The organism is Actinocrinis sp. (assembly GCF_035650855.1).
Taxonomy (GTDB): Bacteria; Actinomycetota; Actinomycetes; order Streptomycetales; family Catenulisporaceae; genus Actinocrinis.
Map to the genome: position 1 here is coordinate 23,869 of NZ_DASRGV010000262.1, position 10,324 is coordinate 34,192.

Sequence of the window (10,324 nt, forward strand, 5' to 3'; positions counted from 1 at the left end):
CTGCCATCATCGCGTATCGATCGATGACTGATCGCGCCACTGAATCGGGGATAACGCATCACATGAACGAATCGTCCATCGCCGCATACCTTGAGCGCATCGGCCTGCCGCGTCCCGACCGTCCCGACGCGGAGTACCTGCGCAGCTTGCACAGCCGGCACCTGCACACGGTGCCGTTCGAGAATCTGAGCATCCACCTCGGCGAGGACGTGCCCCTGGACGAGGACGCGCTCTTCGACAAGATCGTCGCACGGCGGCGCGGTGGCTACTGCTACGAACTGAACGGGCTGCTGGCCGCGCTGCTGCGCGCCCTGGGCCACCGGGTGAGCCTGCTGGCCGTGCGCGTGCACGGCGAGCACGGCTTCGGCCCGCCGTTCGACCACCTCGCGCTGCGCGTCGACCTCGAAGAGCCGTGGCTCGTGGACGTCGGCTTCGGCCGGCACAGCGAGTTCCCGCTGCGCCTGGACGAGCGCGATGAGCAGAAGGACCCTGGCGGCGTTTTCCGCATCGAGACGACGCCTGAGGGCGACCTCGACGTCTACCGCGACGAAACCCCGCAGTACCGCATCGAACAGCGCCCGCGCGAGCTTGCGGACTTCAGCATCGCGCACGGGTACCAGCGCTTCTCCCCCGCGTCCCACTTCACGCGCTCGCCGTTCTGCACCATCCTGACGGACACCGGCATGATTACCCTCGCTGGCCGCAGGCTGATCACCACTACACGGGGCGGCGAACGCAGCGAGGAAACGCTGCAAGGCGACGCGCAAGTGCTCGCCGCTTACCGCACGCACTTCGGCGTCACGCTCGCCCGCGTGCCCGACCACAGCCAGGTCGCCAACTGACGGCGCGCCTATAGGTCGCTGAGGCGTTCTCGATCCGGTCATCGCCACAGGCTGCGCGCCAGCTTGTGACCCGGTCTTCGCTGCGAACGCACCTTAGGGCCTGAGGATTCATGCGAAGATTGCGCTGTCCGCTTCGCGCAAGCGGTCAGATTGCCTGTCGGACGACCGTGGAAGGTACGGCTGCGAGATGGAGTTGCGATCATCCATCCCGGCGGCCGCCCTCGACGAACGCGATGACGAGCCGCGGCCCGGTGACGGCGAATTCGACTGGAACGACGATCTGTGGGGCGGCGCACGCCGTGACCCGGTGCTGCATGGAAGACTTCGCGCGGGTGGAATGCTCAGCGCGTCGCCCTGATCACGGGCGTTCTCGCTGAGATCACTCTTCTCGTCGGCCGTGCGCCGTCCTTCACCCGTATCGCGACGACCGCGATGAACCGCTCGGCGGCCCGTGCGACCACTGGAGTCGTACTCAGGCACGGCGCGCAGTGGCTCGGGCCGGTGCTCGTCGCGGCCCTGCTGGGGACGATAGTCGCGGGCTGGGGCCAGCGTCGGCAAGCGGCAGTCTCCACCGCGCGGGCTCGGATGCGCCGACCGTCGTCGAGCAGAATGACCATCCCGGACTTGGCCGGGTACGCGCGTACGACGTGCTGGAGCGGAACCCGGCGCGTGCGCCAAAGTCCCACGACCGTCAGCACCCCGCCGCCGAGCGCGAGCCGGTAGCGCAGCAGGTAGCCGACGCCGATGGCCGCGAAGGCCGCAGCGCCAACGGCCGCCACGAGCCCAGTCAGCATCGGCATTTCGCCCTTAACGCCCCAGTAGAAGAGCAGACCGGCCAACGCACTGCCTGCCACCGCCAAGAGCCCACCGGCCGCGCGCATCGATCCCGAAGGCCGCCACTGCTGGACATCGCTCGTCATGACGCCCTCCCCCGACACCAGACCCCTGGGATGAAAGTACTGCTATCCCGGGCCGGCGGCACTCGCGGGAGCCAGCGTCCGCCTTATCTCTCCCGCGTGGCCTCTTGCGTCCCGGACGCCGGCAGTATGCGGCCGACCGCGGCGTATCCGCTGAACCTCTCGGGCTGTTCGACCGGCGGCTCTTCCGGGTCAGGCCGCCACAGCGGCAGGAACACCACACCCGGCTCGACCAGCTCGAATCCGTCGAACAGAGCCTGCACCTGAGCCCGGGTGCGCGCGTAGATCGGTGTGGCAGAGCGCTGATAAATCCGCTCGTGGTCGCGCATCAGCTCCCCGACTCCATCGACGGTCGCGTGGCTGACGGCCAGATAGCTGCCCGGCGCCATCGCCTCGCGGTAGCGGGCCACCAGGTCGACCGGATCGTCGGCGTCCGGCACGAAGTGCAACAGCGCGACCATCATCACCGCCACCGGCTTCGACAGATCCAGCAGCGTCCGCGTCTGCGCCGCGGACAGCACGGAGTCGATGTCGCGCGCATCGGCGTGCACGACCGCCGCGCCTGGCACCCCCTGGAGCAGAAGCCTGCTATGCGCCACCGCCACCGGATCGACATCCACGTACACCACGCGGCACGAGGGGTTGGCCGCGGCCGCCTCCTCGTGCACGTTCCCCACTGTCGGGATGCCCGATCCGAGATCCAGGAACTGGGTAACGCCCTGCTCCACCAGATAGCGCACCGCGCGCCGCAGAAACGCCCGATTCGCCCGCATCACCAGCGGCAGATCCGGCCAGTGGCTCACCGCGAGGCGGGCCAGCTCCCGGTCGGCCTCGAAGTTGTGCGAACCGCCGAGATAGAAGTCGTACATCCGTGCCGCAGACGGACGCTCGATCTCCACGTCATCGGGTGCCCACGCCGGACGATGCGGCATGACAGACCCCTTCCTTCCCTCGCTCAACCCTCACGGTCGGCGCACGAGCCGACGGCAACGCTGCGCCCTGACACTACCGTCGGCACTCGAACACCTCTACGGCAGGTCGTTCGAGACGATCTCTTGGAAGGTCACGCCGGTGCAGCAGCAGGATCGTGTATCTGGGCCTCGGTATCTAGGCCTCGTCGAGCCGGGTGCGCTGCTCCGCGGTCAGCTCCAGGTCGACGGCAGCGAGGCTCTCGTCCAACTGGGCCACGGATGAGGCGCCGACGAGCGGTATGACCGGGACCTCGCCGCCGATCAGCCAGGCCAGGACCACCTGGTTCACGGACGCACCGGTCTGCTTGGCGACGTCGTGCAATGCGGCGAGGCGCGGAGGCGTGCCCGCGTGGTCATACGCGTCGCCCAGAGGCTTATCCTCGCGCACGTAGGCGCCGTTGAGCAGCGGCGAATACGCCACCAGCGCCAGGTCAGGCTCGGCTCGCAGATAGCTGAGAAGCTCTCCGCCCACGATGCCCTGATGCCCGTCGCGGGAGAGCGCCGTGCTCATCTCCGTGCGGCCGCGCAGGTAGCTGTGCTGATACTGAAGCACCTCGTAGCCGGGAAGTCCGGCCGCGGCGGCGAGGGTTCGGGCGCGCTCGACCTTCCAGGACCAGTGGTTGCTGACGCCCAGCAGGCCGACCGTTCCCTCAGACACCAGGCTCGCGAAGCCCTCGACGGTCTCCTGCAGCGGCGTCTTCGGGTCCTCGATGTGCGCGTAGAGCAGGTCGAGCCGGTCCACACCGAGCCGTTCGCGGCTGCGCTGCGCGGACTCGCGGATCACCGCCGCAGACAGGCCCTCCGGGTTGTCGGTGTAGCCGGTCCCGGGCGCCAGGGGACGGGCGCCGACCTTCGTGGCGATGAAGATCTCGTCCCCGACGCCCCGGCTGCGCCGCCAACGGCCGAGCAGTTCCTCGCTCTGCCCGCCCTGATCGCCGTGGACCCAGAACGCGTAGTTGTCCGAGGTGTCGATGAACGTGCCACCGGCCCCGACGAATCGGTCGAGAATCGCGAAAGACGTCGGCTCGTCCGTCACCGTCCCGAAGCGCATCGCGCCGAGGCTCAGGACGCTCACCTCGCGGCGGGTCTGCGGATCGGTGCCGATCGTGCGGTATTTCATGGGGCTGCTCTCCTCCGGCCCGGCAATCACGGGTACGGGGAAGGAGTCTGGATGCTAGAGCGCACTCTAGGTCAAGCCGGGTTCATTTCGAGTGCGGGCATCGGCACGAGCTCGACGGCGCGCAGCCGCTGTGCCCGGCTGGTGGCGGCGGGAGCCAGGATCAGCTCGTCGGCCCGGGTCTCCTCAGCCAGCGCAGTCAGGTAGTCGCCCACCTGGTCGGGAGTTCCGGCGGCGGTGCGGCGCATCATGCCGCGTATCCGCTGCCCGGACGGCGACGCAAGCAGCTCGTCGAGCTGAGCCGCGGTCACTTCGCGGCCGGGGACGAGGAACCGCCGGGCGCGCCAGCGCAGCGCCGCCTGGTACTGAGCCTCGGCCTCCTGCGCGGACTCGGCGGCGACCAGGTTCGCGGCGACGATGAGGTACGGCTCGGGGTGCTGCGCGCTGGGCCGGTATTCCGACCGGTACGTCGCAGCCGCGGCTTCGAGGGCCGCCGGGGCGAAGTGCGAGGCGAACGCGTACGGCAGCCCGAGCGCGGCGGCGAGCTGGGCCCCGAAGAGGGAGGAGCCGAGGATGTACAGCGGCACGTTGGTCCCGTCGCCGGGGGTTGCCCGCACGCCGGGAACGCGGGTCTCGCCGGCGAGGTAGCCCTGCAGTTCCAGGACGTCCTGCGGGAAGGCGTCCGCCGACTCGTCGGTGCGCCGCAGCGCGCGCATGGTGGTGCGGTCCGAGCCGGGGGCGCGCCCCAGGCCCAGGTCGATGCGGCCGGGGTGCAGTTCGGCCAGGGTGCCGAACTGCTCGGCGATCAGCAGCGGGGCGTGGTTGGGCAGCATCACCCCGCCCGCGCCGAGCCGGATGTGCGAGGTGTGCGCGGCCACGTGCGCGATCAGCACGCTGGTGGCGGCCGAAGCGATCTGCGGCATGTTGTGGTGCTCGGCGTACCAGACGCGGTGGTAGCCGTGCCGTTCGGCGGCCTGGGCGAGCGGTACGGCGCCGTGCAGCGCGTCGGCCGGAGTTTCGCCTTGGCCGACGGCTGCTACATCAAGCAGAGAGTACTTCATACGTTCTTCGCTTCCGGTGTGATCGCGCTGACCCTCAGCACAACACCCGGACCCGAAGTTTGAGTCCCGCCCCCGCCGCCGGGGTGGCGAGGGCGGGACCCGCAGCGCTCTCAGCGCGTCAGTTGCAGTTGCTTCCGTTGAGGGTGAAGGCGCTGGGGCTGGTGTCGTTCGATGCCCAGGTGCCTTGGAAGCCGAATTGGACGTTGCCGCCGGGCGCGATGCTCGCGTTGTAGCTGACGTTGGCGGCTGTGGCGGCGCTGCCGGATTGCGTGAGGGTGGCGTTCCAGGCGTTGGTGACCTTCTGGTCTCCGGGGAAGGTCCACTTCAGCGTCCAGCCGTTGATCGCGGAGGTGCCGGTGTTGGTGACCGTCACGTTCGCGGTGAAACCGCCGGACCACTCGTTCTTCACGTAGGAGACCTGACACGTCCCGCCGGTGCTGCCGGTAGTGATCGTCCAGGAGAAGGTCGCCGAGCCCGACGTGCCGAGGGAGTCACTCGCCGTCGCCGTGACGACGAAGGATCCCGCGGTAGTCGGCGTTCCGGTGATCAGGCCGGAGGAGCTGATCGACAGTCCTGGCGGCAGGCCGGTGGCCGTGTAAATGAGCGTCTGTCCTGGCGTCGAATCCGTTGCCTGGAGTTGCAGGCCGCTGATGGGCGTCCCGATGGTCCCGGTCTGGCTGCCCGGGTTGGTGACCGTCACGGAGTTTCCGGTGGCGTCGGTGACCGTCCAGGTGAAGGAGGCCGAACCCGACGCGCCGGTCGAATCGGTCGCCGTGACGGTCACGCTGAAGTTCCCGAACGCGGTCGGGGTACCCGAGATCAGGCCAGAGGAACTGATCGACAATCCCGGCGGAAGGCCGGCCGCCGTGAAGGTCAGCGTCTCGCTCGCGGCGGAATCGGTCGCGTGCACCTGCACGGCGCTGACCGGCGTGCCCGCGGTCCCGGATTGGTCGCCGGGGCTGGTCACCGTGACGGTGTTGCCGGCGGGCAGGCTGTTGCCGCCCAGGCCGATGCTCACGCTCCCCAGCTGCCGGTAGGAGCGGGCCGGGGTGCCGGTGACCTGCGCGAAGGGCAGCGACGTGGTCGGCGCGCTGGGTCGTTCGACCAGGTAGGTCTGGCCGGCGGTGACCGGGACGCTGAGCGTCGCGGCGGTGGTCGCCGCGACGACGACGGCGCCGCTGGAGCCGTTGACGACCTCCGCTTGCTGTCCGGACCAGGGGTTGCGCACGTTCATCGTTCCGGTGGAGCCGGCCTCGATCGCGGCGGTGGCCAGGGTGCCGCCCTCGACCTGGACGTCGACCTTTGATCCGCCCTGGATGTAGAGCCGGCCTGAGCCGTCCCAGCCGGAGGGCCAGGCCGGGGCGAAGCGCAGCGTGCCGTCGTAGTCGGTGGCCAGCGCCTCGTCCAGGGTGGCGGCGACGTTGGAGTCGTGCTCGAGGTACGGCTCGTCGAGCGTGCCCGGGTTCCACGCGGCCAGGCCGGAGGGGTAGACCTGGTAGGACTTGGTGCTGGCCACCAGGTCGTTGGCGACCTCGGAGGACATGTCCAGGCGCGCGGCCTGGATCGAGTCGTAGGTCCAGTCGGGGTTGTTGACGTATTGGCGGTGCTGGTAGGTACGGTCGACCAGCGCGGTCAGGTTGTCGCCGCTCACGACCGTGTTGTCGCCGATGACGCCGTAGGGCCAGACCGGCTCCAGACCCAGGTTCTCCACGTTGTGCGTCGCCGCGGTCGGCTGGTAGGAGTTGCCGATCACGTCGGTGCCGGAGGAGTCCGCGGACGGGCCGAGCAGCTGGCTGTGGCTGTTCTCGTCGGTGCGGGCGTACGGCTCGATGTGCGTCAGGGCACTGCGCAACTGGGAGACGAGCGAGGCGTCGGTGCCCAGGATCGTCGCCGCGTTCACGGTGTCGGTGAACAGCGCCTGGTCCGCGGCGATGTCAGTGGTCGGATCCTGCACGGCCCACTGGGTCTCGTGCGCGTTGGCGACCGCGTGCAGGTAGCCGTCCGAGCCGACGCTCTGCCAGGCGTTGAGGAACGTCGCGGTCTGCTGCAGCACCGGGTAGTACTTGCTCAGGAAGCTGCGATCGCCGGTGTCCTGGTACTGCTGCCAGATCCACAGCGCGATCTCCGCGCCGCTGGTGATCGTCTCGGCGTTGAAGCTGGGGCTGGAGGCCACCGCGCACGAGGCGTTTGCGTTCGTGCCGCCGCCGTTGTAGTAGCCGTTGCCGTTGAATCGCATCGTCTCGGGGACGCACGCGCCGGGCTTGCCGTTCATCTGCGCGCTGGTCCAGGACTCGATCGCCGGCAGATCATTGAGGTACATGTCGAAGATCGGGATGTTCTGCGCGAAGTCGCCCGAGTCCAGGTTCGCCTGGATCTGGCCGCGCAGATTCCACAGCCAGTAGCCGGCCGGGTACCAGGCCTGATGGTCCTGGTTGAAGTTGTACAGGTCGGCCAGCCCCGCTTGGCTGCCCGGGTACTGTCCGGAGTGCATGATCCCGGCCTCGAAGTACAGGTAGAGCGTGTGCAGGTTCTCCAGGTACTGCGCGGTGCCGTCCGAGGAGTTCGCCTCGATCAGCCCGCTGTTCGTCCAGTAGTTGTTCCACCAGGCGGACTGTGTCGCGAGCAGAGAGGAGACGGGCGCGGTGGCGTCCGTGCCGATCAGGGTGGATGCGGTGGAGTTCGCGTTGCCGCCGGTCCATGACGGCGAGGCCACGATCACCCGGTACGAGCCGTCGCTGTTCGGGTTGAACGCCACCTGCACCTGCGTGGAGTTGACCACGGAGGCTGACACGTTCGAGCCCGCCGCGGTGATCGCGGCCATCGCCCCGAAGGTCTGATTCGAGTGCCCGGACTGCGAGTTGTCCGACCAGGACTGCGCCAGGCTCGCGATCGACCCCGAGGCGGACGCGGTCGGCGTGCGCCCGCTCCACAGGTTCACGCTCGCGGTCACCCGCGTGCCCGGGTTCGCGCCGGTCACGTCGACGATCAGTTCGTCCTTGGCCGCGGGGATCCAGGCGGTCATGCTCATTCCGCCGCCGGACTCGTGCAGCACCCCGTTGTACAGGTCCAGGTAACCCACGAAGTTCGAGGCCGAGGTCAGCGCCGAGAGCCCGGGAATGTTCACCTGGCCCGGCGAGAGCCGGTAGGGCATCGTGTCGCTGCGGTTGAGCTGCGCGGTAAAGCCGTTCGCGGCCCAGGCAGCCACACCCAGTGAGCCGTTGCCCAGCGGCAGGAACTGGGTCGCGGAGGTATTGGCCTTGCCGATCACCACGTTCGAGCGCGAGACGATCCCGCCGATGTTCTGCGAGAAGGCCCCGTTCTGCCAGGCGGTGGTCGTGGTCGCGGCCGCAGCCGGCGTGCTCGAACCGAGGGCGATCGCTAACGGCGGGGCGAGCGAGAGTGCCGTTGCGGCAGCTGCGAACCGCAGCAGTCTGGGGCGAGCGGACACAAGTCCTCCCTCGATGCGTCGCAATGTCGTGTTGATGCGGCACAACAGCGGACACATCGCAGGATGTTGTAGCGCGGCAATCCGCATCCCGTCTACGCCTCGGCGATGCCGCGACGCGCACGGCGAGTCGTGGGATGTCTATCTGCGACGAGACTTCGACGGCCGTCGTACCGGCATGAAAGTTTCTTGATCCGCTCCCGCGCGCCGCGCCGGAAGCTCGGTGCCGAAGGGAATCAAAAGGCGAGATCGCGGTGGGGATTCGGTGAAGCGAGCCGCTGGGAGCGCCACGGGGGGCACCGGCCGCTCTTGAGGTTTCCGAACTGTTTTGGCAGCTTCACGGAGCGATGCGGCACAACGGGTCCTCACATCCCACCACGCGCACGTCAGGAGATCGAGATCGCCGTAACTGTGAGCGGTAACACACAAGCCTCGCGGACGCCCGAAGACGCCCGCGCGGGTCAGCGGAGCATGGGCCGCGCGCACCCGCCGGGTTCACCGGTCGTGTCGACCGGTCAGCCGTCACTGACCGGTCGACACGACCCCATCGCCATGGGCTCGAGTCTCTACCTCGATCATCGCGTGTATTCTCGGTCGCTGCCTGTTCGGATCTGTTCCCCGGCGTCGAACGTTCGATTAATTCTTACCTTTCCATGGCTTTGCACGTGAAGCTCGTGGCAATGCGTCAAGGAATGGAAACTTTCGCGGCGCGGCCTTTCCGCCATCTGCCGAACAATCTACCTTCGAGCGCATATCCGCTGCTCAGAGCTATCAGGCGCGCGGCGCCACCGGCGCGGTTCGACCTCCGACCAGCGCCCTCTTTCCCCGCTGTTGTGCGCGGCCGCGGATATCAGCAAAATACGCCTGTCGCCGCCACCGAGGCCGCGCGAATCGCGGTCACCGTGCCGCGGGTTTACGGGCAAACCCACTCGCTCCGATCCCTACGGCGGGCACCCGGCGACCGGAATGTTAGCGCTAACACAGGAGGTTTCGATGCGCTCTCTCCGAAGGCGCGCGGCGGTGGCCACCACCGTCGCCGCCGGATTGGTCACCATCGGCGGCACGCTGGTCGCGGTGACCGCGCAGGCCGCCACGAGCGGCTGTTCGGTCTCTTATACGGTCAGCTCGCAGTGGCCGGGTGGCTTCGGCGCGAACGTGGCCATCACCAACCTCGGCAGCCCGATCAGCAGCTGGAGCCTGACCTGGTCGTTCACCGCAGGGCAGACCATCACCCAGCTGTGGAACGGCAGCTACACGCAGTCCGGCGCGAACGTGACGGTCACCAACGTCTCGTACAACGGCTCGCTGGGCACCGGGGCGAGCACCAGCTTCGGGTTCAACGGCTCGTGGAACAACAGCTCGAACCCGGCTCCGGCCTCCTTCAGCCTCAACGGCGTCGCCTGCACCGGCGGCGTGACGAGCGGGTCTCCGTCGTCGACCCCGAGCACCTCGCCCTCGACGTCGCCGTCCGCCTCACCGTCCTCGTCTCCGTCCTCGTCGCCCACTCCTCCGCCTCCCGGCCAGGGCGTCTGTGACATCTTCGCGGCCGGTGGCACGCCCTGCGTGGCAGCGCATTCCACGACCCGCGCCCTGTACTCGACCTACAGCGGTGCGCTGTACCAGGTGCGCCGCTCCTCGGACAACACCACGCGGGACATCGGCGTCGTCAGCGCCGGCGGCGTCGCGGACGCCGCGTCGCAGGACTCGTTCTGCGCCGGCACCAGCTGCGTGATCACGATCATCTACGACCAGTCGGGCCGCCACAACAACCTGACTCAGGCCCCTGCCGGCGGCGCCGCGCCCGGGCCGGACAACCTCGCCAATGCCACTGGTGCGCCGACCACCCTCAACGGCCACAAGGCGTACGGGGTCTACATCCCGCCGGGAACCGGCTACCGGGACAACACCGCCACGGGTACCGCTACCGGTGACAACCCCGAGGGTGAATACGCGGTCTTCGACGGCACGCAC

General features: G+C 68.7%; 8 protein-coding genes. 3 read left to right on the top strand and 5 right to left on the bottom strand.

Going from position 1 to position 10,324, the window contains the following annotated elements; genetic code table 11:
- The first annotated feature begins 62 nt into the window (after window positions 1–62).
- Both VFB40_RS19070 and VFB40_RS19075 read left to right on the top strand, forming a co-directional pair.
- Window positions 63–842: an arylamine N-acetyltransferase family protein gene (locus VFB40_RS19070; protein ID WP_324852543.1), complete on the top strand. Its 780-nt coding sequence runs from the start codon at window positions 63–65 to the stop codon at window positions 840–842.
- Between the two features lie 187 nt (window positions 843–1,029).
- A complete protein-coding gene (locus VFB40_RS19075; protein ID WP_324852545.1) occupies window positions 1,030–1,200 on the top strand; it encodes a hypothetical protein in 171 nt (56 codons plus the stop codon).
- Here the strand turns inward: VFB40_RS19075 and VFB40_RS19080 are convergent.
- The 5 genes from VFB40_RS19080 to VFB40_RS19100 all read right to left on the bottom strand — a co-directional run bounded on the left by VFB40_RS19080 (window position 1,184) and on the right by VFB40_RS19100 (window position 8,356).
- Window positions 1,184–1,762, bottom strand: a complete 579-nt coding sequence (locus VFB40_RS19080) for a hypothetical protein (RefSeq protein ID WP_324852547.1) — start codon at window positions 1,760–1,762, stop codon at window positions 1,184–1,186. The two genes, VFB40_RS19075 and VFB40_RS19080, sit on opposite strands and share 17 nt — an antisense overlap.
- Window positions 1,763–1,845: 83 nt before the next feature.
- Complete coding sequence (locus VFB40_RS19085) at window positions 1,846–2,691, bottom strand: SAM-dependent methyltransferase (protein WP_324852549.1); 846 nt, start codon at window positions 2,689–2,691, stop codon at window positions 1,846–1,848.
- Between the two features lie 175 nt (window positions 2,692–2,866).
- The gene (locus VFB40_RS19090) at window positions 2,867–3,850 is read right to left on the bottom strand and encodes an aldo/keto reductase (protein WP_324852551.1); all 984 of its coding nucleotides are present in this window, start codon (window positions 3,848–3,850) and stop codon (window positions 2,867–2,869) included.
- A gap of 71 nt (window positions 3,851–3,921) precedes the next feature.
- Window positions 3,922–4,908: an LLM class flavin-dependent oxidoreductase gene (locus tag VFB40_RS19095; RefSeq protein WP_324852553.1), complete on the bottom strand. Its 987-nt coding sequence runs from the start codon at window positions 4,906–4,908 to the stop codon at window positions 3,922–3,924.
- Between the two features lie 118 nt (window positions 4,909–5,026).
- The gene (locus VFB40_RS19100) at window positions 5,027–8,356 is read right to left on the bottom strand and encodes a cellulose binding domain-containing protein (RefSeq protein ID WP_324852555.1); all 3,330 of its coding nucleotides are present in this window, start codon (window positions 8,354–8,356) and stop codon (window positions 5,027–5,029) included.
- 990 nt (window positions 8,357–9,346) lie between these two features.
- On the opposite strand from VFB40_RS19100, the gene VFB40_RS19105 reads away from it, so the two are divergent.
- On the top strand, window positions 9,347–10,324 hold a 978-nt coding region (locus VFB40_RS19105), incomplete at its 3' end, for an arabinofuranosidase catalytic domain-containing protein (protein WP_349261549.1).